This is a genomic window from Nocardioides pollutisoli, assembly GCF_040045055.1.
Classification (GTDB): Bacteria; Actinomycetota; Actinomycetes; order Propionibacteriales; family Nocardioidaceae; genus Nocardioides; species Nocardioides tweenelious.
Map to the genome: position 1 here is coordinate 833,480 of NZ_JBDZDU010000002.1, position 24,798 is coordinate 858,277.

23 protein-coding genes, 1 tRNA gene and 1 rRNA gene are annotated in these 24,798 nt (G+C 70.5%); 8 read left to right on the plus strand and 17 right to left on the minus strand.

Annotated elements, in window-relative coordinates; genetic code table 11:
- Positions 1 to 5: 5 nt before the first annotated feature.
- The 11 genes from ABLE68_RS22135 to ABLE68_RS22185 all read right to left on the minus strand — a co-directional run bounded on the left by ABLE68_RS22135 (position 6) and on the right by ABLE68_RS22185 (position 9,724).
- Positions 6 to 1,196: a zinc-dependent alcohol dehydrogenase gene (locus tag ABLE68_RS22135; protein ID WP_348874348.1), complete on the minus strand. Its 1,191-nt coding sequence runs from the start codon at positions 1,194 to 1,196 to the stop codon at positions 6 to 8.
- Complete coding sequence (locus tag ABLE68_RS22140; RefSeq protein WP_348874349.1) at positions 1,193 to 3,469, minus strand: HAD-IB family hydrolase; 2,277 nt, start codon at positions 3,467 to 3,469, stop codon at positions 1,193 to 1,195. Before ABLE68_RS22140 ends, ABLE68_RS22135 begins: the two co-directional genes overlap by 4 nt.
- Before the next feature lie 44 nt (positions 3,470 to 3,513).
- Positions 3,514 to 3,861: a hypothetical protein gene (locus tag ABLE68_RS22145; protein ID WP_348874351.1), complete on the minus strand. Its 348-nt coding sequence runs from the start codon at positions 3,859 to 3,861 to the stop codon at positions 3,514 to 3,516.
- A complete protein-coding gene (locus ABLE68_RS22150; protein WP_348874352.1) occupies positions 3,858 to 5,237 on the minus strand; it encodes a DUF4331 domain-containing protein in 1,380 nt (459 codons plus the stop codon). The genes ABLE68_RS22145 and ABLE68_RS22150 overlap by 4 nt, the downstream gene beginning before the upstream one ends.
- A complete protein-coding gene (locus ABLE68_RS22155) occupies positions 5,237 to 5,488 on the minus strand; it encodes a twin-arginine translocation signal domain-containing protein (RefSeq protein WP_348874353.1) in 252 nt (83 codons plus the stop codon). Before ABLE68_RS22155 ends, ABLE68_RS22150 begins: the two co-directional genes overlap by 1 nt.
- An 89-nt stretch (positions 5,489 to 5,577) precedes the next feature.
- Positions 5,578 to 5,973, minus strand: a complete 396-nt coding sequence (locus ABLE68_RS22160; RefSeq protein WP_348874354.1) for a hypothetical protein — start codon at positions 5,971 to 5,973, stop codon at positions 5,578 to 5,580.
- Between the two features lie 75 nt (positions 5,974 to 6,048).
- A complete protein-coding gene (locus ABLE68_RS22165; protein WP_348874355.1) occupies positions 6,049 to 6,624 on the minus strand; it encodes a TMEM165/GDT1 family protein in 576 nt (191 codons plus the stop codon).
- 247 nt (positions 6,625 to 6,871) lie between these two features.
- Positions 6,872 to 6,943, minus strand: a tRNA-Val gene (locus ABLE68_RS22170).
- Between the two features lie 225 nt (positions 6,944 to 7,168).
- On the minus strand, positions 7,169 to 7,633 hold the full coding sequence (locus ABLE68_RS22175; RefSeq protein WP_348874357.1) for a peroxiredoxin: 465 nt from the start codon (positions 7,631 to 7,633) through the stop codon (positions 7,169 to 7,171).
- A 46-nt stretch (positions 7,634 to 7,679) separates the two neighbouring features.
- Positions 7,680 to 9,284: an AMP-binding protein gene (locus tag ABLE68_RS22180; protein WP_348874358.1), complete on the minus strand. Its 1,605-nt coding sequence runs from the start codon at positions 9,282 to 9,284 to the stop codon at positions 7,680 to 7,682.
- Positions 9,284 to 9,724: a DUF3052 domain-containing protein gene (locus ABLE68_RS22185; protein ID WP_348874359.1), complete on the minus strand. Its 441-nt coding sequence runs from the start codon at positions 9,722 to 9,724 to the stop codon at positions 9,284 to 9,286. The genes ABLE68_RS22180 and ABLE68_RS22185 overlap by 1 nt, the downstream gene beginning before the upstream one ends.
- 226 nt (positions 9,725 to 9,950) lie before the next feature.
- Between ABLE68_RS22185 and aceE the strand changes: the two genes are divergently transcribed.
- A complete protein-coding gene (gene aceE, locus ABLE68_RS22190; protein WP_348874397.1) occupies positions 9,951 to 12,683 on the plus strand; it encodes a pyruvate dehydrogenase (acetyl-transferring), homodimeric type in 2,733 nt (910 codons plus the stop codon).
- A gap of 184 nt (positions 12,684 to 12,867) precedes the next feature.
- Here the strand turns inward: aceE and ABLE68_RS22195 are convergent, their stop codons facing one another.
- Positions 12,868 to 13,812: an alpha/beta fold hydrolase gene (locus ABLE68_RS22195; RefSeq protein WP_348874361.1), complete on the minus strand. Its 945-nt coding sequence runs from the start codon at positions 13,810 to 13,812 to the stop codon at positions 12,868 to 12,870.
- 120 nt (positions 13,813 to 13,932) lie between these two features.
- Between ABLE68_RS22195 and ABLE68_RS22200 the strand changes: the two genes are divergently transcribed.
- The 7 genes from ABLE68_RS22200 to ABLE68_RS22230 all read left to right on the plus strand — a co-directional run bounded on the left by ABLE68_RS22200 (position 13,933) and on the right by ABLE68_RS22230 (position 20,879).
- Positions 13,933 to 15,132 (plus strand): PucR family transcriptional regulator, encoded by a 1,200-nt coding sequence (locus ABLE68_RS22200; protein WP_348874362.1) that lies wholly within the window; start codon positions 13,933 to 13,935, stop codon positions 15,130 to 15,132.
- Between the two features lie 105 nt (positions 15,133 to 15,237).
- Positions 15,238 to 16,428, plus strand: a complete 1,191-nt coding sequence (locus ABLE68_RS22205) for an acyltransferase domain-containing protein (protein ID WP_348874364.1) — start codon at positions 15,238 to 15,240, stop codon at positions 16,426 to 16,428.
- A complete protein-coding gene (locus ABLE68_RS22210) occupies positions 16,428 to 17,429 on the plus strand; it encodes a beta-ketoacyl-ACP synthase III (protein WP_348874366.1) in 1,002 nt (333 codons plus the stop codon). Before ABLE68_RS22205 ends, ABLE68_RS22210 begins: the two co-directional genes overlap by 1 nt.
- A 55-nt stretch (positions 17,430 to 17,484) precedes the next feature.
- On the plus strand, positions 17,485 to 17,730 hold the full coding sequence (locus ABLE68_RS22215) for an acyl carrier protein (RefSeq protein ID WP_425475659.1): 246 nt from the start codon (positions 17,485 to 17,487) through the stop codon (positions 17,728 to 17,730).
- A gap of 26 nt (positions 17,731 to 17,756) precedes the next feature.
- Positions 17,757 to 19,007, plus strand: coding sequence for a beta-ketoacyl-ACP synthase II (fabF, locus tag ABLE68_RS22220; protein ID WP_348874368.1), 1,251 nt, complete (start codon positions 17,757 to 17,759; stop codon positions 19,005 to 19,007).
- Positions 19,007 to 20,440 carry an acyl-CoA carboxylase subunit beta gene (locus tag ABLE68_RS22225; protein WP_348874369.1) on the plus strand — a complete coding sequence of 478 codons (1,434 nt, stop codon included), beginning with the start codon at positions 19,007 to 19,009 and terminating at the stop codon, positions 20,438 to 20,440. Before fabF ends, ABLE68_RS22225 begins: the two co-directional genes overlap by 1 nt.
- Positions 20,441 to 20,477: 37 nt before the next feature.
- Complete coding sequence (locus tag ABLE68_RS22230) at positions 20,478 to 20,879, plus strand: hypothetical protein (protein ID WP_348874371.1); 402 nt, start codon at positions 20,478 to 20,480, stop codon at positions 20,877 to 20,879.
- Between the two features lie 63 nt (positions 20,880 to 20,942).
- Here the strand turns inward: ABLE68_RS22230 and ABLE68_RS22235 are convergent, their stop codons facing one another.
- The 5 genes from ABLE68_RS22235 to rrf all read right to left on the minus strand — a co-directional run bounded on the left by ABLE68_RS22235 (position 20,943) and on the right by rrf (position 24,591).
- Positions 20,943 to 21,476, minus strand: a complete 534-nt coding sequence (locus ABLE68_RS22235) for a DUF3145 domain-containing protein (protein WP_348874372.1) — start codon at positions 21,474 to 21,476, stop codon at positions 20,943 to 20,945.
- 122 nt (positions 21,477 to 21,598) lie between these two features.
- A complete protein-coding gene (locus tag ABLE68_RS22240) occupies positions 21,599 to 22,546 on the minus strand; it encodes an alpha/beta fold hydrolase (RefSeq protein ID WP_348874373.1) in 948 nt (315 codons plus the stop codon).
- Positions 22,543 to 23,364: a PP2C family protein-serine/threonine phosphatase gene (locus ABLE68_RS22245; protein ID WP_348874374.1), complete on the minus strand. Its 822-nt coding sequence runs from the start codon at positions 23,362 to 23,364 to the stop codon at positions 22,543 to 22,545. The genes ABLE68_RS22240 and ABLE68_RS22245 overlap by 4 nt, the downstream gene beginning before the upstream one ends.
- Positions 23,365 to 23,425: 61 nt before the next feature.
- Positions 23,426 to 24,391, minus strand: coding sequence for a tetratricopeptide repeat protein (locus tag ABLE68_RS22250; protein ID WP_348874375.1), 966 nt, complete (start codon positions 24,389 to 24,391; stop codon positions 23,426 to 23,428).
- 83 nt (positions 24,392 to 24,474) lie between these two features.
- A 5S ribosomal RNA gene (gene rrf, locus ABLE68_RS22255) occupies positions 24,475 to 24,591 on the minus strand.
- Positions 24,592 to 24,798: the final 207 nt, after the last annotated feature.

Sequence of the window (24,798 nt, forward strand, 5' to 3'; positions counted from 1 at the left end):
GCTCCTCATCGGGACGATCGGGGGTCGAAGGCGACCTTGACCGTGCCGAGGCGGCCGGCCGAGTGGGCGTGGTCGAGCGCTTCACGCCAGCGGTGCAAGGGATAGCTGGCGACATTCTTCGCCAGCTGCTGGACGGCATCGGTGGCCGCGAGCTCGGTCGCGATCCGGAAGGACTCCTCGTGCTGGGCCGACGCGTAGGTGCCGACGACCTCCAGCTCGCGGAACCAGGCGGCCGACAGGTCGGCCGCGGCGGGCATGCCCGACAGCACGACGCGGCCGCCGGCCCGGGTGGCGTGCAGGGCGGTCTCGAGCGACTGCTTGCTGCCGACGGCGTCGATGGCGACGTCGACGCCGCCGAGGAGGTACGGCGCGGAGAACTCCGGCTTGAGCTGGAAGGCGCCCGTCGAGCGGCGTACTCGCCGCAGGACCTCGCCCGGAGCGACCACCTCGGTCGCGCCGAACTCGCGCGCGAGCTCCTTCTGGTGGGCGTGCTTGGCGACCACGATGATCTCGCCGGCGTCGGTGAGGTGGCGCAGCGCCAGCGTGGCGAAGAGCCCGACCGAGCCCGCTCCGCTGATCAGCACCCGGTCGTTGGTGGCGACCCCCGCACGCAGCGCGGTGTGCACCGCGCACGCCAGCGGCTCGATCAGGATCGCCTGCTCGTCCGAGAAGCCCTCGGGCACGGGGTGCAGCTGGCTGCGGTGGGCCGTGAGCTGCTGGCCCCAGCCACCGCCGGTGTCCTTGCAGAAGCCGGTCTGCAGCCCAGGGGCCAGGTGGCCCACGGTGATCCGCTCGCAGCGGTTCGTCGCGCCGGTCGAGCAGGCCGAGCAGGCCTCGACGCCGCGCGCCGCGCAGGTCAGCACGGGGTCGACCACGACGCGGGCGCCGGCCGGCAGGTCCTCGCAGTCGTCGATGAGCTCGGCCACGACCTCGTGGCCCGGGACGAACGGCAGCGACACGACAGCGGAGAAGTAGAGGCTCGTCTTGCCCGACAGCATGCCGAGGTCCGAGCCACAGATCCCGGACAGCCGGGTCTTGAGGCGCGCCCAGCCCGGGCGGTCGATCTTCGGCTCGGCGATCGTCATCAGACGCAGGGGCGCGGCGAAGCCGGACAGGATGCCGGGCATCCGCCCGCCGACCGCGCGGCCGGCCACGGTGCGCGGCACCGATCGGAACATCTCCAGCGCGAGCATCATCGCGGACCACCTGCCGGGTTGAGCGTGCGCGTGTTGGAGCTCGAGCTCTGCCAGTCGACGATCGTCCAGCGCGCCTTTCGCGCATGGCGGAAGAGCGGCACGTCCGGGCGTACGGCGACCGGGCGACCGACCGCCTCGAGCAGCGGCAGGTCGGAGTGCGAGTCCGCGTAGCCGTACGACGCGGCCAGGTCGATGCCGTTGTCGGCGGCGTACTGCCGGATCCACGCGGCCCGCGACTCCCCCACCAGCGGCGACGAGGCGAGGTAGCCGGTGCAGACGCCGCGGTCGTCGACGGCCAGCTCGGCGGCCTCGATGTGGTCGAAGAGCGGACGCAGCGGCCGGGTCAGCGGCCGGATCGCGCCGGTGATCAGCACCGTGCGATGTCCTGCTGCCCGGTGCTCGCGGATCTTGCGGACCGCAGCCGGCGAGAGCCGGGTGAGCACGTGGTCGGTGAGGTGCGCATCGGTGATGTCGTCGAGGTCGTCGAGCCGAGCGCCTTCGTACTCGCGGTAGACCGACCGGAGGAACGCGCTGCGCTCGCGGCGCTCGGCCTGCAGCAGGCTCGGTACCTTCGCGGCGATCCGGCTCAGCTCCCCGAACCGTTCGGTGCCCGAGAGCTCCTGCAGCCGCAGCCACAGGTAGGTCTCGATCACGTTGGACGACAGCAGGGTGCCGTCCATGTCGAAGAACGCCGCGACGTCCGGCTTCTCGGCCATCGCCTTCTGCGCCGTCGCGGTCGGCTTCCTGCGTGCGGCCCGCACCTCGTCGAGGCGACGGATCGGTGCCGTCACCGCAGGGCAGTGGATGTCCTGGAGGTAGACCTTCCAGTCCACGACCGAGGTGTCGAAGGCGAACTTCTCCTGGTCCTCGGGCGACAGCGAGCGGAAGAGCGCCAGCGTGTTGGTGTCGGAGTAGCGGAGCTCCGCCTGCGCGTACTCCTGGTAGAGCCCCATGTAGCGGCGCAGGAACTCCAGGCGCCGGCCCTGCTGGTCGAGCTTGCGGGCCAGCTCGCGCGTGCGGTCTCCCCGCGGCGCGTGGCCGATGACGTAGTCGGCGACCTTGAGGGCGCGCTCGCTCGTGCTCAGGAGGCGCTCGACGGACTGCGATCCCGGGAACCGCCACTCCGGCAGACGGGTCGCGCCGCGGTCGCCGGAGATGAACGGGTGGGCGTCGAAGTAGGCGCGGACGTTCTGGTAGAGCGTCCGGAAGGTCAGCGGGTTGCGGTCGCCGGACGAGACGTGGAAGTACGCCGGGGCGCCGGCCTCCGGCGGGTGTGCCAGCACCGCGACGATCGCGGCCACGACGTGGTCGACCGGGACGACGTCGACCGTCGTGTCCGCGGCCCCGGGCATCTCCGGCAGCTCACCGCGGCCGTAGGCCAGGATCAGCGGCTCCATCATCTTGAAGCCCTCGATCCAGCCCGGGTAGGGACTCACGAGAGCGGACTCGATGATGCTCGGCCGCACGATCGAGACCCGGTTGGTCTTCGCGTGCTCCTCGACGATGCGCTCACCCAGCGCCTTGGTGAACGTGTAGCAGTCGGTCCAGCCGAGACTGCGCGCTCGCTCCGCACCGACGCGGACCAGCTCGTCCTTGACCCACTGCTTGCGGGCCTCCTCGGTGGCGTTGGCGGCGGTCAGCAGGCCGGCCCGGCTGTGCTCCTTCTCGGCCTTCTTGCGCTCGGTGGTGAGCACCTCGGTGCCGCGCGAGCGGTGCTCGATGTCCTGGCGCTGGCTGAGCCCCCAGGCCAGCTCGGCCTCGAGGTCGACGACCTGCGGCACCGGCCCCTCGGGGATGCTGCCGCGGCGGCGCCCGGCGACGTACGCCGTGGAGATGTGGACGTAGTGGATGTCCGGCCCGGCCTCGCGGACGCGAGCCATCAGCTCGCGGGCACCCTGCACGTTGGTGCGGAAGCCCTCGTCGACGGGCGGGTCGAAGGAGACGTCGCCGGCGCAGTGCACGACGGCGTCGAGGTCGGTCGGCAGCGCGGGGGCGTCGTACAGGTCGCCCTCGAGCACCGCGACCCGGGCCGCCATCAGCGCGTCGATCCCACCGGACGCCTCGACGACGTCGGTGAAGATCGGCTTCTTCAGCAGGTTCCCGAGCCGACTTGTGCCGCTGGTCGAGCCCTTGGGGCGCACCAGCAGGGTCACCCGCACACCGGGCACCTCGGTCAGCATCAGGTGGAGCAGGGCCTCACCCACGAACCCCGTGACCCCGGTGAGCAGGACGTGCTGGCCTTCGAGCCGCTCGGCTACCGATCGCTCCGTCACCTGTCGGATCGTGCCATGTCCGACAGGTGACGGGCGAGTAGGGGTCAGCTGGTGGGCCAGTCGGCGGACGTCACCTCTCCGCCACGGACCTCGACCTCGAGCCGTACGTCGGTCGTGCCCTTCTCCGCCAGCCGGTAGCGACCCGCGGTGAGCTCGCCGAACACCAGCGACGGCACCTCGCCGCCGGCGACGGGACGAGGTACGACGGCGACGTGCGGCCGGTGCGCCCGATCGAACTCCTCGTCAGCCGGCGCGATCTCGACCTCGTGGCCGAGCATCCACTCCGGCGTCATGACGACGAGGGCGCCGATGTCGCCGCCGATGTCGAGCAGCACGCTGCCCTGGCCCGCGTGCGGGTTCTCGTGCACGTGGGGGTGGACGTGCGTGCTCACGACGCGGCCTGCGTGGTGCCCGGCTCGGTCTGGTAGCCACCGCCCGGGAGCCCGAGGTACGGGAACACGTCCAGCAGCGGCGCGTTGGTGTCGGTCGTCCCGTCCTCGATGGCGCTGGTGGCGCCGTCGGGGGTGAAGGACGGGTCGACCAGCGGCAGCGTGAGCCCGGCGACCGCCCGGAGCTCGATCGTCACCACGTCGTCGACGATCCGCCGACCGTTGGGGAAGCCGGCCGCGTCGCCGGCCACCAGACCGAGCGAGTTGGGCGACTCGCTCGGCGGGATAGCGACGTTGAGCCGGAGCATGTCCGACTGCACCGACCCCGTGTAGTTCTGGAAGCCGGGCACGACGCCGCTCGGGATCCCGGTCATCAGGATCGCGTTGAGGTCCGCCCTCGGCTTCTTGTACGCCGCGAGGTTCGGGAACACGCCCGGGTAGAGCACCGGGAGCAGCCCCGCCAGCTCGGGCTTGTTCACGTACTTCGTGTACTTGGCGTCCCCTCCCGGCTTCGCCGCGTTCCAGGCGTCCTTCTCGGCCATCGGCACGATGACCTCGTTGAAGAGCGGGTTGCCGAGCCGCGACACCTGCACCCAGGGGCCGTTCCCGACGTACGCGCCCTTCTTGGCGTCGAACACGCGGCCCTTGCGCCGGCTCGCGGTCGCCCACACGCCGATGACCGAGCGGGCGGAGGCCGGGTCGGTCGGAATGCCCTCGCCCCGGGTCACCTCGCCGATCGGGACCTGGATCGCGATCGTGTGCACGTTGTAGGACTGGACGGCGTTGCGGCCGTTCATGTTCGGCATCGAGATCAGGTGCGCCTCGTTGAACGGACGCAGCGCTCCCAGGTCGAAGATGCTGCCGAGGTCGACGTGGAACGCGTCGGCACGCTGGCCTGCGAACACGCGGTGCGGACCGAGCGCGTGCACCGCCTCAGCCGCCAGCGCGGCGTAGTCGGGCGTGCTGCGCACGCCGACGTTGACCGGCGGGCACGGGAGCTTCTCGGCGAGCACCTTGGACTTGCCGTTCCGGACCCGGGTCACGGAGTAGAACTGCGGCCGGTTCCAGTTGGGGTCGTCGATCGACGAGATCGGGCCGACGTTGTAGAGGAACGTCTTGGGGTTGCGGATCTGCGTCTTGAAGCGGAACTGGTAGGTGACGTCGGCCGTCCCCTTCCCCGTGTTGGCGACGTGGATCTCGTAGAGCACGTCGTCGCCGAACTCGTAGAAGTTCGGGCCGCCGTCGGGCTTCTGGAGCGGGATGAAGTTGGCGATCAGGGTGACCGTGTTGGGTCGGTCCGGGCTGACGAACGCGTAGGTGTCGGTGCCGTCGGCCACCGGGTCCTTGGAGATCTCCGGTGCTTCGCGGTGCGAGGACATCAGCGTCCCCCTGCCGCGTTGAGGATGCGGTTGACGAGGTCGCGGTCGTCGACGACCACCTCGCGCTCGCCGACGAGGAGCCGCAGCTCGCTCGACGTGTGGTCGACGATGGCCAGCACCGTTTCTTGCGCGCTGTCGGCGTTGCGTCGTGCCCCGGCGGCGTTCGCCATCCCGGTCGTCAGCGCGATCGTCCCCGCGGTGGCCCCCACACCTGCCGCGGCCAGGAACTTGCGTCTGCTCGTGTCGCTCATCGGTCCTCCGTCTGTGCCCGGGCGGATCGGTGTGATCCGCGCCACAGGCGCTTCGTAGCCGTCGAGCAGACGGATGGGTCCGGTCCAGATCAGTGGGCCCGGCGGTCCTCGACCTTCTTCTTGACGAAGATCAGCGGCAGGACGAAGACGCCCAGCAGCGAGACGATCCAGACGATCACGGTGGCCTCCAGCCAGGTGGCGGCACCGCTGATGGAGAGCGTGTCGGAGCTCGTCAGCCAGTTGGTGATGATCAGGCCCACCAGGGTCGCAGCGAGGGCGGTCGCCCCGCGCAGTGCCGACGCCTTGCTGATCGCCATCTGCGTGAGGAACGGCTGCGCGATCGCGTAGACGACGGTGAAGATGGCGGCGGCGACCACGACACCGGTCGTGGACACCTCCATCTTGTCGAGGACCGCAGCGGCGACGATCAGTCCCAGCGTGTTGGCAGCGAGCTGGATGACCACGCTGATCAGCATCCGGATCATGCTCGGCACGCTACTCCTCGCGGGCGTAGGCACACCGGACCTTCTGGAAGAAGTCCGCTGGGCCAGCAGCATGGGTCAGGCCAGAAGGCCGTCGACCACGAGCAGCACGCCGAAGAGCGCGAACAGCGCGGCCGCGCCGTACTTGATCACCCGCTCGGGCAGCCGCTTGCCGAGCATCGCGCCGACCACGATCGCGAGCGCGTCGGCCGCGACCATGCCGATGGTGCTGCCGATCCAGGTGCCGAGCCAGCCCTCCTGGGTGGCCAGCGTGATCGTGGCCAGCATGGTCTTGTCGCCGAGCTCCGCGAGGAAGAAGGCGATGCCGACCGCGAGGATCGCGGCGCCCTGGCTGCGCCGGGCCTTGTCCGCCTCCTCCTCGGTGAGCTCGTCACCACGCAGCGTCCACGCGGCGAAGCCCAGGAACGCGACGCCGGCCACCACCGAGATCACCCCCTGGCTCTCGGCGAAGGCGTCGCCGATGAAGTAGCCGATGGCCACCGAGGCGAGGTGCACGATCGCCGTCGCGGCGGTGATGCCGATCAGCACGTCGCGCACGCGGTAGCGGGCGGCGAAGGTCATCGCCATCAGCTGGGACTTGTCGCCGAGCTCCGCCACGAAGATGACGGCGGTGCTGAGCAGAAGGGCGTACATGTGAGGTCCTCTCTCCGGCCGGGCCGGAGAGCGACACCCGGAGGGACGCGCCTTCGACCAGGCACGTCCATGAATGGGTTCGTGGATCTGGTCGAAAGTCTCGTCCGCCTCCCCGTCGTACGTGTCGTACGACGGACGGGCCTGCTGCACCGGTCCCGCGAGCGGGACAGCATGTCGGCACAGCCGTTGGGGACTACTCCCTTTCGATTTCAACCATATCCGACATGGTCGGCGAGGTCGAGACGAGTGGGCGCAGAGGGGATCGAACCCCCGACCACCTCCTTGTAAGGGAGGTGCTCTACCGCTGAGCTATACGCCCCGGCTCGAACCGCGGGAGGGCGGCGAGCGCGCACAGACTACGCGAGGTCGGGCCTGCCGGGAAAAGGCCCGGAAATGAAGTCGGACCGCAGGCGTCTCGGGTCACCTGCGGTCCAACGAGCAAAAGATTAGGGGTGGGATCGGCGGCTGTCCCGCGTTCCTGACGAATTTCGCGGAATCGGCGATCTCGGTCTAGACCAACACCGTGTGGTGGGCCACATTCGGGTCAGAGCGCTGCGGCGAGCTGACGCAGGTGCTCGTCCAGGTCGCGGCCCTCGGGCATCGCGTTGTGGACCGCCCAGCGGACCGTGCCGGCCTTGTCGATGACGTACGACGAGCGCCGCGGGCACCCCTTCGTGTCGTCGAAGACGTCGTACGCACGGGTCACCTCACCGTGCGGCCAGAAGTCCGACAGCAGCGGGAAGTTGAGGCCGTCCTGGTCGGCGAACACACGCAGCGCGTAGGTCGGGTCGCAGGAGACGGCGAGCACCTCGGTGTCGAAGGTCAGGAACTCGTCGAGCCGGTCGCGGACCCCGGCCATCTCGCCGGTGCAGACCCCGGAGAAGGCGTAGGGGTAGAAGAGGATCGCGACGGCCTTCTTGTCGCGGTAGGACGAGAGCGAGATGTCCTGGCCGAACTGGTCGCGCAGCGTGAAGTCGGGCGCAGGTCCGCCGAGCTCGAGTCCGGTCATGGCGTCATCCTGTCACCCGACTCGGACGGGCCCTCCATCGGGCGAGTCAGTCCTGGGAGAGCTCGCGCTTGAGCACCTTGCCGGTCGCGTTGCGCGGCAGCTCGTCGAGGAAGACGACCTCGCGCGGCACCTTGAAGCGCGCCAGGTTGTCCTTCACGTGGGCCTTGAGCTCGTCCTCGCTGACGTCGGTGTTGACCACGACGTAGGCCCGCAGGCGCTTGCCGAAGTCGGGGTCGTCGACCCCGACCGCCGCGACCTCGACCACGGCCGGGTGGCGCATCAGGGTGTCCTCGACCTCCTTGGGGAAGACGTTCTCCCCACCGGAGACGATCATCTCGTCGTCGCGCCCCTCGACGTGGAGGCGACCGTCGTCGTCGAAGCGGCCGACGTCGCCGGTCGACATCAGCCCGTCGACGACCTCCTTGTGACCCCCGCCGGTGTAGCCCTCGAAGAGCAGCCCGTTGCCGACGAAGATCCGGCCGGTCTCCCCCGCAGGCACCTCGTGGCCGTCGGGGTCGAGGATCTTCACGATCGTGGCGTACGGCGGCTTGCCGGCTGCCGACGGCGCCGCGCGGAGGTCCACCGGGGTGGCGATCGACGCGTAGGCGACCTCGGTCGAGCCGTAGATGTTGTAGAGGTTGTCGCCGAAGTGGTCCATCCAGTCGATGGCCAGGTCACCCGGCAGCGCGGAGCCCGACGAGGCGACCACCTTCACCCGGGTGAGGTCGTACGACGTCAGCGTCTTCTCGGGCAGCGCCATGATCCGCTGCAGCATCACCGGGATCACCACCAGCGAGTCGCAGCGCTCGTCGCGGGTGACCGCGAGGCAGCCCTCGGGGTCGAACTTCCGCTTCAGGACCACGGTCGAGCCGAGCAGCATGGACAGCGCCAGGTGGGCGAAGCCCCACGTGTGGAAGAGCGGCGCCGCGATGTGGGTGCGCCAGCCGTACTTCAGCGGCATCCGGGACAGCAGCGACACCGCGGCCTCGATGCCGGCCTCGCTGCGTGGTGCGCCCTTCGGGGTGCCGGTGGTCCCGGACGTCAGGATCACGATCCGGCCGTGCCGTCCCGCCGGCTCGACGTCACCGTCGGGCTGCGACGCGATCAGCGACTCGAGCGTCGGCTCGTCGGTCTCGCTGTCGGTCCAGCCGAGGACCGCCGTACCGACGTCCGCCTTGGCGAGCATCGCGGTGAACTCCTCGTCGTGGACCACGACGGTGGGCGCCTCGCGTTCGAGCACGTCGACCAGCTGCGGCCCCGCGAAGGCGGTGTTGAGGTAGAGGATGTCGGCGCCCAGCTTGGCGGTCGCAATGCTGGCCTCGACGAAGCCGCGGTGGTTGCGACACATCAGCGCGACGCTGCCGTCCGCGCCGACGCCGAGGTCGGCGAGGGCCCGGGCCAGGGCGTTCGAGCGCCGGTGCATCTCGTCGAAGGTCAGCGAGCCGAGCTCGTCGACGAGACCGATCCGGTGCGGATCCAGGGTCGCCATCGCCGTGAAGCCGCCGGCAGGACCGGTGCCCCAGTCGCGCAGCGCCTTGCCGGCGCGCGCGAGCGCCAGCGGGTGGTGCGGGCGGATCACCCCTGCGGTCCCGAGGACCTTGAGGGTGGTGCCGGTGGCCGAGAAGCCCGCGAGAACCTTCTCGATCACCATCAGACGGGCGTCTTGGGCGCGACCAGCCGGGTGGCGGACCAGTCCTTGCTGACTGCCGCGGTCGTCGTCTGCGAGAGGCCGGCGATCGGCGCGGCCTCCGCGATGTCGGCCGGGTCGACGGCGTTGGGCCGGCCCACCTTCGGGGTGAGGAGCCAGATCGCTCCCCCACCGACCAGGTCGGTCAGCGCGTCCACGAGTCCGTCGACCAGGTCGCCGTCCTCGTCACGCCACCAGAGGATCACGGCATCGACGACGTTGCCGTAGTCGCTGTCGACCAGGTCTGCGTCGATGCGGTCCTCGATGTCGACCCGGAGGTCATCGTCGGCGTCGCTGTCCCAGCCCAGCTCCTGCACGACCATGCCGGGGTTGAAACCCAGCCGTTCGGCCGGGCTTGCAGCAGGTCCTGTCTGGGTGGACCCACCACCCGAGGTCGAGCTCAACGGACGCCTCCAGTCAAAGTTGGTAAGAAGTGAGGAGTAGTCCAGCGGAGTTAGCGCAGGGGCGCAACCCGTGATCCCGCTGGCCCAGCCTGTGGGCACTCCCGTTTCGGCTACCCGCGGGTAAATTCCTTGGGCCTTGAGAGCGTGCAACGATGAGCGGGTGACCGAAGACGCTGAACACAATATTGGCCCCACTTCAGGCACGGAGACCAAGCGGAGCGGCACCATCCCGACCGTCATCCACGAGGGCCTGCCCACCCAGCTTCCCGACATCGACCCGGACGAGACCACCGACTGGATCGACTCCTTCGACTCCCTCGTCGAGGAGCGCGGCCGCGAGCGAGCTCGCTACGTGATGCTCCGCCTGCTCGAACGAGCCCGCGAGATGCAGGTCGGTGTCCCTGCCCTGCGCAGCACCGACTACATCAACACCATCCCGCCCGAGCGCGAGCCGTGGTTCCCCGGTGACGAGGAGGCCGAGCGCCGCATCCGCGCGTTCATCCGGTGGAACGCCGCCGTGATGGTGTCGAGCGCCAACCGCAAGGGACTCGAGGTCGGCGGCCACATCGCCACCTACCAGTCGTCCGCGAGCCTCTACGAAGTCGGCTTCAACCACTTCTTCAAGGGCAAGGACCACCCCGGCGGCGGCGACCAGATCTACATCCAGGGCCACGCCTCCCCCGGCATCTATGCCCGCGCCTTCCTCGAGGGCCGGCTCACCGAGGAGCAGCTCTACCGGTTCCGGCAGGAGGTCCAGCACGGACCGCACGCCGGGCTCTCGTCGTACCCCCACCCGCGGCTGATGCCGGAGTTCTGGGAGTTCCCGACGGTCTCGATGGGCCTGACCGGCATCAACTCGATCTACCAGGCGCGCTTCAACCGCTACCTGGCCAATCGCGGCATCAAGGACACCAGCGACCAGCACGTGTGGGCGTTCCTCGGTGACGGCGAGATGGCCGAGCCCGAGTCGCTCGGCGCGATCCGGATCGCTGCCCGCGAGGAGCTCGACAACCTCACCTGGGTGATCAACTGCAACCTGCAGCAGCTCGACGGTCCGGTCACCGGCAACGGCAAGATCATCCAGGAGCTCGAGGCCAACTTCCGCGGCGCCGGCTGGAACGTCATCAAGGTCGTGTGGGGTCGCGAGTGGGACCCGCTGCTCGCCCGCGACGTCGACGGTGTGCTGGTCAACCAGATGAACACCACGCCCGACGGCGCCTTCCAGACCTACTCGGTCGAGGACGGCGCCTACGTGCGCGAGAGCTTCTTCGGCGCCGACCCGCGTCTGCGCAAGATGGTCGAGCACATGACCGACCAGCAGATCGAGAAGCTGCCCCGCGGCGGCCACGACTACCGCAAGGTGTACGCCGCGTTCGAGTCGGCGACCAAGCACGTCGGCCAGCCGACCGTGATCCTCGCCCACACCATCAAGGGCTGGACGATCGACGCCCTCGAGGGCAAGAACGCCACCCACCAGATGAAGAAGCTGACCCAGGACGACCTGAAGAAGTTCCGGGACCGCCTCTACCTGCCGATCTCCGACCGCGACCTCGAGCGCTCCTACGAGGAGACCGGCGGCGCGCCGTTCTTCCACCCGGGCGCGGAGGCCGACGAGATCGTCTACATGATGGACCGGCGCAAGAGCCTCGGCGGCTCCCTGCCCAAGCGGGTGCTGCGCGCCAAGCCGCTGCAGCTCCCGGGTGACGGGATCTACGCCGAGCTCAAGCAGGGCGGCGGCAAGCATTCCATCGCGACCACGATGGCCGTGGTCCGGCTGCTCCGCGACTGGATGAAGGACCCCGAGATCGGCAAGCGGATCGTCCCGATCGCCCCCGACGAGTACCGCACGTTCGGCATGGACGCGATGTTCCCGAGCGCGAAGGTCTACAACCCGGCCGGCCAGCAGTACGAGTCGGTCGACCGCAATATGTTGCTCTCCTACAAGGAGTCGACCCAGGGCCAGATGCTCCACGAGGGCATCTCGGAGGCCGGCGCGATGGCGTCCGCGACCGCCGCGGGCTCGGCGTACTCCACGCACGGCGAGCACATGATCCCGTTCTACATCTTCTACTCGATGTTCGGGTTCCAGCGCACCGGTGACTCGATCTGGGCGATGGCTGACCAGCTCGCGCGCGGCTTCCTGATCGGCGCCACCGCGGGCCGGACCACGCTCACGGGTGAGGGTCTCCAGCACGCCGACGGCCACTCGCCGCTGCTCGCGGCGACGAACCCGGCGGTCGTCCACTACGACCCGGCGTTCGCCTACGAGGTCAGCCACATCATGCGGTCCGGCCTCGAGCGGATGTACGGCGAGGACGCGGAGGACGTGATCTTCTACGTCACCGTCTACAACGAGCCGGTGCGTCAGCCGGCCGAGCCGGAGGGCGTCGACGTCGAGGGCATCCTCAAGGGCATCCACCACGTCGACTCCGGCGAGGGTGAGGGCCCCCGGGTCCAGCTGCTCGCGTCCGGTGTCGGGTTCCCGTGGATCCACGAGGCCCAGCGCCTGCTCCGCGAGGAGTGGGGCGTCAGCGCCGACACCTGGTCGGTCACCTCGTGGAACGAGCTGGCCCGCGACGCCGTGGCGGCCGAGGAGTGGAACCTCCTGCACCCCGGCGAGAGCCCGCGTACGCCGTACGTCACCGACAAGCTGCGCGACGTCGACGGCCCGGTCATCGCCGTGTCCGACTACATGCGGGCCGTCCCGCTGCAGATCGCCCGCTGGGTGCCGCGCGACTACCGCGTGCTCGGTGCCGACGGGTTCGGCTTCGCCGACACCCGCCCCGCCGCGCGCCGCTTCTTCCACATCGACGCGCAGTCGGTCGTCGTGCAGACGCTCCAGGCGCTCGCCGACGCGGGCCAGATCGACCGCTCCAAGGTCGAGGAGGCGTTCGCGAAGTACCGCATCGACGACCCGACCGCGGTCGCCGGCGTCAAGCAGGAGGGCGGCGACGCCTAGCCCCACCGGTGGTTGAGGAGGTTGCGCAGCAACCGTCTCGAAACCCCCGAAACGTACGCAGGGCGGTGACCGTGGTCGCCGCCCTGCGTCGTCTCGCCGGGTCTCGACACGCGGGTCGCGACTTCGCAGGCTCAGTCGCGCCGCTTGCTCGACCACCGTCAGCCGATCCGCTGACGCGTCTCGGCTACGCCGTGTCGGACACCGAGTGCAGCAGGCGAGGCTGGGACTGCCCCTGCTTGAGCAGCGTGCGGAAGCGGGACCGGGAGTAGGTCGCAGGCTCGGTCGTGCGGATGAACTCGTGCACGATCTTGGCGAACCGGTGCGGGTGGTCCTTGTGCGGGAAGTGCCCGGCGTCGGCGATCACCTCGACCCGCGCCTTGGGCGCGAGCATCGCGGCGTTGCTGGCGTGGCGCACCGGGATCACGCGGTCGTCGCGACCCCAGACGACCCACATCGGCATCTCCTCGGTGAGGTAGGCCCGGTCGGCCATGGTCACGATCTGGCCGTGCCAGTCGACGACCGCGCGCACGACGTGGCGGATCGCGTGCCGCGACCGCGCGTCCTTGAAGGAGTCGAAGACCCGCGCGACCTCGTCGAGGTCGCGGGTCGCCTTGAGCGGGAGCGCCGAGAGGGCGCGCATGCCGGCCACGCCGACATGGCGAACGCCGGGCAGGGTGAGCACCGCCATCACCTCGTGGAAGCCCGGCGTGGTGATCGCCCGGATGGCCGGCGCGACCTCGGTGCCGAGACCGCCCGAGGACACGAGCATCAACCGCTCGGTCCGCTCGGGGAACTGGTAGGCGAACTGCATCGCGACGCCGCCGCCGAAGCTGTGGCCGATGACGGTGACCTTGTCGATGCCGAGCACCGTGATCAGGTCACGCATGCCGTTGGCGTAGCCGCCCACGCTGTAGTCGGCGCGCGGCTTGTCCGACTGGCCGTGCCCGAGCAGGTCGGGAGCGATCACGGTGTAGCGGCGCGCCAGCGACTCGATCACCGGCTCCCAGGTGGTGTGGTCGCACCCGAGACCGTGGAGCAGGAGCACGACGGGCCCCTTGCCGGTCTTCACGTAGGCACGGCGGTGACCGTGGATGGTCACGTACTGCACGTCCTCGCGGCCGTTCGGCACGGTGCCTCCCCAGATCGACGTAGACCGCGATCTAATCAGACGTCGTTCCGCTTCGGGACCCGGATCCCCTTGATTTACCGGGGTTTTACGTGGAATCGGGGGGTCCACTAGCGTGAGCAGGTGACTCCACGCCCGGGCGCGACGCCCCATCAGCGGGCTGCGACGGCCTTGCAGCGGGCCACGGGGGCGCTCAGCACGGCGGCGACGGCCCGCATGGAGCAGGACATGCCGTGGTTCCGCGCGCTCAGCGCCGAGGACCGCTCCTGGGTCTCGATGATCGTCCAGGCCGGTATCCAGGGCTTCGTCGACTGGTACCGCGAGGGTGACGACCAGCCGGCTCCGGCGGGCGGCGAGATGGTCTCCTCGGTCTTCGGTGCCGCCCCGCGGGCGCTGGCCGGCGTGATCAACCTGCGCCAGACCGTCGACCTGGTCCGCCTCTCGATCGAGGTCGTCGAGGCCAACATCGAGGAGCTGCTGGACCCCCAGGACGCTGCCGAGGTGCGTGCCGACGTGCTCCGCTACGCCCGCGAGGTCGCCTTCGCGACCGCCGAGGTCTACGCCCGGGCTGCCGAGGTGCGCGGCGCGTGGGACGCTCGGCTCGAGGCCCTGGTGGTGGACGGCGTGCTGCGCTCGGACGCCGACGAGGCCCTGCTCTCCCGGGCCAGCGCGCTCGGCTGGGCCGGTCGCGGTGACGTGGCGGTCGTCCTCGGGAGCGCGACCGCGGAGCGCAGCGAGACCGACACCTTCGACGACGTACGCCGTCGCGCCCGCGCTGCCGGCATGGATGCCTTGTGCGCGGCCCAGGGCGAGCGGCTCGTCGTCGTGCTCGGCGGCGTGACCGACGCCAAGAAGGCGGCCACCGTCGTGGCCGACCTGTTCGGGCCGGGCCCGGTCGTCGTTGGCCCGGTGACCGACGACCTCGGCCGGGCCTACATCTCGGCCCGGGCCGCGCTCGCCGCGCAGCGCGCGGCCCCGGGCTGGCCCGAGGCACCGCGTCCGGTGCGCAGTGCCGACCTACTGCCCGAGCGGGCGCTCGCCGGTGACGGCCACGCCCGCCGGCACATGGTCGACGAGATCTACCTGCCGCTGTTCGACGCGCGCGGCACCCTGATCGAGACGATCTCGGCCTACTTCCAGCACGGCTCGTCGATCGAGGCCACCGGTCGCGCCCTGTTCGTGCACCCGAACACGGTCCGCTACCGGCTCCGCCAGGTCGCCGACCTGACCGGTTTTTCGCCGTCGGACCCGCGCGACGCCTTCGCGCTCGAGATCGCCCTGGTGCTCGGCCGGCAGTCCGGTCGGGGCTCCGCAGGGCGGTAGCACGCCGTCCAAGCGATCTTTGTAGGGTTCCGACAAAGAATCGCGGACAGTTTTCGTGCGGGCCGGAGGCGAGGTGAGGGCTCCCGACCCGGCACAGTGGAACACGTGCTCGTCATCGTCGCTCCCGGTCAAGGCGCCCAGACTCCCGGATTCCTCACGCCCTGGCTGGAGGACCCGACGTTCGCGTCCCGCTTCGACTGGCTCTCGACCGTCGCCGGGATCGACCTGGCCCACTACGGCACCGAGGCCGACGCCGACGCGATCCGCCAGACCGAGATCGCCCAGCCGCTGCTCGTCGCCACCAGCCTGGTCGCCGTCCTCGAGGTGTTCCCGCACCCCTCTGACGCGTTCGAGCAGGTCGGCGCCGTCGCCGGCCACAGCGTCGGCGAGATCGGCGCGGCTGTCGGAGCCCGGGTGATCACCGCGGAGCAGGCGATGGTGCTGGTCCGCGAGCGCGGCAAGGCGATGGCCCAGGCCGCCGCGCAGACGCCGACCGGGATGACCGCGGTCCTCGGTGGCGACCGCGACGAGGTCCTGGCCGCGATCGACAAGCAGGGCCTCACCGCCGCCAACGACAACGGGCCCGGGCAGATCGTGGCCGCCGGCACGCTCGACCAGCTGCGCGCCTTCGCCGACGAGCCGCCGACCAAGGCCCGGCTGATGCCGCTCAGCGTCGCGGGCGCGTTCCACACCCACCACATGCAGTCCGCCGTCGGGCACCTCGCCGGCCTGGCCCGCTCGGTGTCCGTCCACGACCCGCGCACCCGCGTGATCTCCAACCGCGACGGCAAGGTGGTCCACGACGGTCGCGACATCCTCGCCCGTATCGTCGGCCAGATCGCCAGCCCGGTCCGCTGGGACCTGTGCCTCGAGACGATGGAGGACCTCGGCGTCACCGGCATCCTGGAGATGCCGCCCGCCGGCACCCTCACCGGCATCGCCAAGCGCGCCCTCAAGGGCGTCGAGACCTTCGCCCTGAAGACGCCCGACCAGCTCGACGACGCCCGCGCGTTCTGCGCCAAGCACGGCGAGGCCTCCGGCGTCGGCATCGGCACCAGCCCGACCTGGCGGATGGTCGTCTCCCCCATCAAGGGCACCTTCCACGTCTCCGAGGAGGCCGCCGACCTGGACGTGCTGCCCGCCGGCATCACGATCGGCGACGTCGCCAGCCTCCGCGGCCGCACGGGCGTGACCGCCGCCCACGGTGGTCAGGTGGTCGAGTGGCTCGTCGAGGACGGCGATCCCGTCTCCCCCGGCCAGCCGCTCATCCGGCTGCACCCCGAAGGTGGTCAGTGATGGCGGAGATCAGCCAGTCGGTCGGCGCACAGCACGCCGCCATCCTCGGCATCGGCGCCTACCGGCCCAGCCGGGTCATCCCCAACGCGGAGGTCGTCGACGCGATCGACTCGAGTGACGAGTGGATCCAGCAGCGCTCCGGCATCAAGCAGCGGCGCTGGGCGACGGCCGAGGAGACCGTGCAGATGATGTCGGTCGCGGCGTCCCGTACGGCGCTCGAACGGGCCGGGATCGACGCCCGCCAGATCGACTGCGTGATCGTCGCGACGGTCACCCACATGCTCCAGACCCCCGCCATCGCCACGGCCATCGCCCACGAGCTCGGCACCGACCAGGCCGCGGCGTTCGACATCTCGGCCGCGTGCGCCGGGTTCTGCCACGGCGTCGCCCTCGCGTCCGACATGGTCCGCGGCGGCAGCGCCGGCTACGCGCTGGTGATCGGCGTCGAGCGGCTCTCCGAGCTTACCGACATCGGCGACCGTGGGACCGCCTTCATCTTCGCCGACGGTGCCGGTGCCGTGGTCGTCGGACCGAGCGAACAGCCCGGCATCGGGCCGGTCGTCTGGGGATCCGACGGGGAGCAGTTCGACCTGATCCGGCAGCGCGAGGACTGGCGTGACGTGGTCGCCTCCGAACGCCCCGAGATGCCCCACCTGGTCATGCAGGGCAACGCCGTCTTCCGCTGGGCGTCGTACCAGATGGCGAAGACCGGGCAGCAGGCGCTCGACCGCGCGGGCGTCACCATCGACGAGCTCGACGTCTTCGTCCCCCACCAGGCCAACATGCGCATCACCGACGCCATGGCGCGGGCGATGAAGCTCCCCGAGCGGGTCAAGATCGCCCGCGACATCGCCGAGCAGGGCAACACCTCGGCCGCGTCGATCCCGCTCGCCCTCGACCGGATGATCGAGGAGGGCGACGCGCGCAGCGGCGATACGGCCCTCCTGATCGCCTTCGGTGCCGGCCTCGCGTACGCCGCGCAGGTCGTCACCGTGCCGTAGGACCGCACCACCGCAGCACCGACGGAACCACCCCACCAAGAGAAGGAACCGCCTGATGGCAACCACCGAAGAGATCCGCTCCGACCTCGCCGACATCGTCAACGAGGTCGCCGGCATCGACGCCGACGACGTGCAGCTCGACAAGTCGTTCGTCGACGACTTGGACGTGGACTCGCTGTCCATGGTCGAGGTCGTCGTGGCCGCCGAGGAGAAGTTCGGCGTCTCGATCCCCGACGACGAGGTCAAGAACCTCAAGACCGTGGGTGACGCCGTCGCGTTCATCGAGCGCGCGCAGGCCTGATCGTTCCACCCACCGCAAGGAGCACCATGTCGAAGCGCATCGTCGTCACCGGTCTGGGCACCACGTCCCCCGTCGGGGGTGACGTGGCGAGCACCTGGGACGCCCTCATCAACGGGCGTTCCGGGGTCCGCTACCTCACCGACGAGTGGGCCGAGCAGATGCCGGTCAAGATCGCCGGCCGGATCGCGGTCGAGCCCACCGAGGTCCTCGAGCGGGTCAAGGCGCGACGCCTCGACCGGTCCTCCCAGTTCGCCATGGTCGCGGCCATGGAGGCCTGGGCCGATGCCGGCCTGGAGGGCGTCGAGCTCGACAACGAGCGGCTCGGTGTCTGCATGGCGTCGGGCATCGGCGGCGTCACGACGCTCCTCGACAACTACGACACCCTGAAGGAGAAGGGCCCACGCCGGGTCTCTCCCCTCGCGGTGCCGATGCTGATGCCCAACGCACCAGCAGCCCAGATCAGCCTGTACGTCGGGGCGCGCGCGGCGGTCATCACGCCGGTCTCCGCGTGCGCCTCCGGCAACGAGGCGATCGCCCACGCCATCGACCAGATCCGCCTCGGCCGCGCCGACGTGGTCGTGGCCGGTGGCACCGAGGCGGCGATCCACCCGCTGCCGATGGCGGCGTTCGCCAACATGATGGCGCTCTCCAAGACCGCGAGCGGGGAGGACGGCGGCGACCCGACCGCGGTCTCGCGCCCGTGGGACCTCGCCCGCGACGGGTTCGTCCTCGGCGAGGGGGCCGGCGTGCTGGTCCTGGAGTCCGAGGAGCACGCGAAGGCGCGCGGCGCGCGGATCTACGCGACCGTGCTCGGCGCCGGCATCACCGCCGACTCCCACGACATCGCGCAGCCCGACCCCGAGGGTCGTGGCGGTTCCCGGGCGATCCTCCGGGCGCTGTCCGAGGGCGAGCTCAGCCCCACCGACATCGCGCACGTCAACGCCCACGCGACCTCGACGCCGCAGGGCGACATCGCCGAGGGCCTGATGCTGCACGCGACCCTCGGCGTCCACGCGACCGACGTCGTCGTCACCAGCACGAAGTCGATGACCGGCCACCTGCTCGGTGGGGCCGGAGCGCTCGAGGCCGTCGCGACGGTGCTGGCGCTCCACCACCGGATCGCTCCCCCGACGATCAACCTCGACAACCAGGACCCCCAGGTCGAGCTCGACATCGCCACCAAGGCGCGCGACCTGCCGCTCGGTGACATCGCAGCCCTCAACAACTCCTTCGGCTTCGGTGGCGCCAACGTCGCCGTCGCGTTCGGATCCGTCTGATGACTGCCACAGCAACTCCGAAGGCGACGAAGGTCCCCCGCGAGGAGGACCCCCGCAACCCGGTCCACCGGCTCACGGCGCTCCTCGACGAGGGCACGCTCGAGCTGATCACGCCCGACGACGACTCGGGCATGCTCGCCGCGGTCGGCCAGGTCAACGGTACCCGCGTGGTCGCCTTCTGCTCCGACGCCACCGTGATGGGCGGCGCGATGGGCGACCTCGGCTGCCGCGTCGTCGTCGACGCCTACCACCTGGCCATGACCGACGGCGTCCCGATCATCGGGCTCTGGCACTCCGGCGGCGCCCGGTTGGCCGAGGGCGTGCTCTCGCTGCACGCGGTCGGCCGGATCTTCCAGGTGATGACCCAGGCGTCCGGCAAGATCCCGCAGGTCTCGGTCGTGCTCGGCCCGGCCGCCGGCGGTGCGGCGTACGGCCCCGCGCTCACGGACGTCGTCATCCTCGGCCCCGAGGGCCGGATCTTCGTGACCGGACCCGACGTGGTCCGCTCGGTCACCGGCGAGGACGTCGACATGCTCCGCCTCGGCGGACCCGAGCCGCACGGCCGCCGCTCCGGCGTCGTCCACATCCTCGCCGAGTCCGAGCGCGAGGCGCTCGACCGCGCCCGCGGCGTCGCGTCCCTCCTCGGCTCCCAGGGCAGCCTGGTCGTCGACGACGTCGAGGACCGCGACCTCGAGGCGCTGCTGCCCGAGTCGAAGAAGCGCGCCTACGACGTCCACCCGCTGGTCGACTCGATGCTCGACGAGGGCACCACCCAGGAGCTGCACGCCCGGTGGGCCCCCAACATCGTCACCGCGCTCGGCCGCTTCGGCGGTCGCACCGTCGGCGTGGTCGCCAACAACCCGCTGCGGCTCGGTGGCTGCCTCGACTCGCTCTCGGCCGAGAAGGCGTCCCGCTTCGTGCGGATGTGCGACGCCTTCGGCGTACCCCTCATCGTGATCGTGGACGTCCCCGGCTACCTGCCCGGCGTCGGCCAGGAGTGGGACGGCGTGGTCCGCCGCGGCGCCAAGCTCCTGCATGCCTTCGGCGAGTGCGTCGTCCCGCGCGTCACCCTGGTGACCCGCAAGACGTACGGCGGCGCCTACATCGCCATGAACGCTCGCTCGCTCGGCGCCACCAAGGTCTTCGCCTGGCCGGGTGCCGAGGTCGCCGTGATGGGAGCGGTCGCCGCGATCCGGATCCTGCACCGCCGGCGGCTGGCCGAGGTCGCCCCCGACATCCGGCCGCAGGTCGAGGCCGAGCTGGCCGCCGAGCACGAGCGGATCGCCGGTGGCGTCGACAAGGCCGTCGAGATCGGCGTCGTCGACGAGGTCGTCCCGCCGTCCGCGACCCGCTCGACCATCGCCCGAGCGATCGACGAGGCCGTGCAGTCCGGCGGCGTACGCCGTGGCGTCCACGGCAACATCCCGCTCTGAGCCATAACCCGTCCGCGGTCCGCTCCGTTGGACTTGCATGACGTCCGTCACACGAGGCCTGTTCGCACTGCTCCTCGCGAGCCTGGTCGTGCTGTCGTCAGGACCCGCTGAGGCCCGCTCGGTCGGCCACACGTGGGCGCCGGACGGGACGCTGCGCTCGGGCTGCCACAACTACCGCTACCACTACGTCATCAAGACGCCCACCAGCGACTGGACCCTCGAGACCTTCCTCAAGGACCCCGACGGCCAGGGGCTCGCGTCGGGTGCCTACTTCGCCGACTCGGACCCACGGGTCAACAAGAGGGCGCACTTCCGGTTCTGCCGCTACTCCACGCGCGCCGGCGTCTTCACGATCAAGGCCAAGGTGCACTGGTACGGCGAGTTCGGCGACGAGCACGTGCGGTGGCTCGAGCCGTCGCACTTCCGGCTGAGCCGCTGACCGACGCTCAGGTCTCGACCCGCTCGACCTCTTCGCGTCGCGTCGGGCTACGCCCGACGCGGCTCAGACAACCTGGTGCAACCAGCGCACCGGGGCGCCGTCGCCGGCGTGCCGGAAGGTCTCCAGCTCGTCGTCCCAGGGCTTGCCGAGCAGCTTGTCGATCTCGATGAGCAACGTCGTGTCACCCAGGGCGGCCTTGACGACCGCGGCCTTGAGCCGGTCCTCGGGGATCATGATGTCGCCGTGGAGGCCGGTCACGGCGTGGTAGACGCCGAGCTCGGGGGTGTAGGAGTAGCGGGCACCTTCGGACGACGCCGTCGGCTCCTCGGTGATCTCGAAGCGGAGGTGGTCCCACCCGCGCAGCGCGGACGCGACAGCAGCAGCCGAACCGACAGCTCCCGACCACGACAGCTCGGCGCGGTAGGAGCCGGACTGTGCGGCCTGCGGGGTCCAGTCCAGGCTCACGGGCACACCAAGGACACCGCTGATGCCCCACTCGATGTGAGGACACAGCGCTGACGGCGCCGAGTGGACGTAGAGAACGCCCCTCGTCGCGGTGCGGGTTGCAGTGCGTGCGGTCACCGTGACCTCCTTCATCTCCGGCGCGAGATACGCCTTCCCCAGCGGTCTCTTTCGGAGTGGAACGAGGTGCAAGTGACACGGATGTAGTTGTGAGGTCCATTGTGGCCCATGGGGCGCAGGAACACCAGTGTTCAGCGTCAGCGTGCCGACGGGCGCGTCGTGCGCCCCGGCGTACGCCGCGTGGTGCGCCGCGGGCCGAGCTCCATCAGCGCGGCCATGACGTCCTCGGCGATGCCGAGCCCGCCGAGGTGGCTCTCGCCGTCGATCACCGACATGGTGGCGTCCGGGAGCCGGTCGACGAGGTACCGGCCGTGCCGGAACGGCACGATGTGGTCGTCGTCGCCGTGCCACCAGCGCACCGGGACCGTGACGTCGCTCGCCTCGAAGCCCCAGGGCCGCGTGAAGAGGATCAGGTCGTTGATCGGCGCCGAGGTCTGGAACCGGCTGCCGTTGAGCAGGTCGTCGAGGAACATCGCCTTGAACTCCGGGCGGGACAGCAGGTTCTTGTCCCCGGGCGGCTGCAGGGCGGCGTACAGGTCGAGCGCGGGACCGGCCAGCGGCCGCGCGAGCCGGATGCCGACCGTGATGCCGACGCCGAGCGGCACGCGAGCGACGGAGAGCAGCGGCGCCAGGTGGACCGCGAGCTGGATGATGCCGCCTTCGACCGCGTCGGGGCCGCGGGTCGGGGCGACCCCACCGAGGACACCCACGCCGTGCACCCGGTCGGGCATGGCCGCGCCTGCGGCGAGCGCGTAGGGACCGCCGCCGGAGAGACCGATCAGCCGGACCGTGTCGATGCCGAGGGTCTCCATGACCAGCTCGAGGTCGCGGGTCCAGTCGAGGATGTCGGGATACAGGTGCGGCGTGGACGAGCCGATCCCGGGCCGATCGAGGCCGATCAACCGGATCCCCTGGCGCTCGGCGTACGTGCGCGCCTCGAGCGGGATCTGTCGACGGGCGCCGGGCGTTCCGTGCATCCAGATGAGTGCCGGGCCGGTGCGTGAGCCGTACTCCGCGAAGCTGAGCCGGCGGTTGCCGCGGACCGCGACGGAGCCCTCCAGGGCCGGCCGCTTCACATCGCTCATGAGGTGGAGTGTCGCAGGCGGACCGACGACGGGTCGACGATGTTGTCGATGTCGCGGACCGCCCCGAGCAGCCGGCCGTCGCCGACGACCACCGGGCCGTCGATGACGTCGAGCACCACGCAGGTGATGTTGTCCTTGCCTCCGGCCAGCAGCGCCGAGTGGGTGAGCACGGCCGCCGCGGAGTGGGGGTCGGCCAGCCGGAGCACCTCGGCGATCCGATCGTCCTCGACCAGGTCGGTGAGTCCGTCGGAGCACAGCAGCAGCCGGTCACCCTCGCGGACGTCGAGGTCGACGACGTCGGGCTCCCCCGCGCCGGAGTCCGGGCCGCCGTCGAGGGAGCGGAGCACGACGTTGCGCCACGGGTGACCCATCGCCCGGTCGGGGCGCAACTGCCCGGTGTCGAGGAGGTGCTGGACGTAGGTGTGGTCGTGGGAGACCTGGCGCAGCGTCCCGTCGCGGTAGAGGTAGGCGCGGCTGTCGCCGACGTGACCGAGGTGGACCCGTTCGCCGTCGCAGACGACCGCGGTCAGCGTCGTGGCCATCCCGGCGCGCTCGGAGTCCTGCTCGACACCCGCCCGCAGGCTGATCCGCGCGTCGCGGATCGCGGCGCGGATCACCGCCGCAGGGTCGTGCCCGAACCAGGACAGGGCGGTCGCGGAAACTACGTACGCCGCGGTCGCGGACGCGACCTCGCCGGCCGCAGCGCCACCGACACCGTCGGCCACCAGCGCGACGTAGGGCCCGTAGAAGGCGGAGTCCTCGTTGTGCGGGCGGACAAGCCCGACATCACTGACTCCTGCACCCGAGAAACGAAGCATTCCAGCCCTCCTCGCGGGACTCGATCTGCTCGATCCTGCCCAGGTGCCCACGGGGGAAACCTCAGTTGACGCGCTTCTCGAGCGCCTCGGCGCGCTCCGCGGCATCGGTGAGCTCGTCGCTGTCGACCGAGTGGGTCCGGTGGAACCACATCAGCGCGTCCTGCTCGCGGCCGGCCGCCTCGAGCGTGTCGGCGTAGGCGTAGCGCAGACGCACCACCCAGGGCGCGCGGCTCTTGGACATGAGGGGCGCGAGCTCCAGGGTGCGCAGCGCAGCGTCGAGCTGGCCGAGGTCGCGCCGGGCGCCGGCCTCGACGATCGTCATCTCGGCCTTGGCCTCGGGGGCGAAGTTGGCGACCGAGGGGCTCTTCGCGAGCTTGAGCGCCTCGGCCGGCTTGCCGAGGGCGCGGTGGCAGTCGGCCATGATCGGGAGGTACGCCGTGGCGCCGTTCATCCGCTTCGCGGCCCGCAGCTCGGCGAGGGCCTCGGCGTAGTGGCCGGCGGCGTAGGCCGACTCCCCCGTCGCCTCACGCACGACCGCCAGCCGCGGCGCGCGCGCACGGGCTGCCATCGCGTGCTGGTAGGCCAGCTCCGGGTTGGTGTCGATGAACATCGCTGCCGCACCCAGGTGCCGGGCGACCCGCGAGGCGAGCTTCTCCGGCAGACCCTTGAGCTGGGCGGTCACGGAGCGGTCGATCTCGGCGCCGGTGATCCCCTCGGGCAGATCGGGGCCGTCGTATTCGGCCTGGGAGGCGGTCCGCGGGACGTCCCGGTCGGTGCGCTTCCAGTCGTTCTTGCGACCCGGGCGATCGCCGCCGGAACGGGCCGGACGGCCCTTCGAGCCACTGTCCTGGTCGGGGGTCCAGCGCGACGAGCGCTCGGACGACTTCGCCGACCCCGGGGAACCGCCCCGGCGCACCGGGGGCTTGCCGGTCGACTTCGCTGCAGGCTTCCCGGTCGACTTGCCCGTAGGCCTCCCGCCGGTCGGCTTGCCGCCGGTCGGACGTTGGTTGCGACGCTGCTCAGCCACGACTCTGTGCTCCTGGTTCCGCCTCGGAGGACGTCAGTAAATGAACGTAGGGGCCACCTTACGGTGGCCCCTACGAAGTGTATGTCCGGCGGCGTCCTACTCTCCCACAACCTCTCGGTTGCAGTACCATCGGCGCTGAAAGGCTTAACTTCCGGGTTCGGGATGGGACCGGGTGTTTCCCTTTCGCTATGGCCGCCGTAACTCTTGCGGTCACACACCCCCGGATGGTTGTCACGGTGGTGTGTTTCCAAGCCATTATTCAGATGTGCAGCTCATGTGTTGAGCTGTTCTGTGGTTTGTGTTTGGTTCGTGGACGCGAACATACGCTTTGCAGGGTTTGTAAAGTGTTTGTGGGACAAGCCCTCGGCCTATTAGTACCGGTCGGCTAGGCATTGCTGCTGTACACC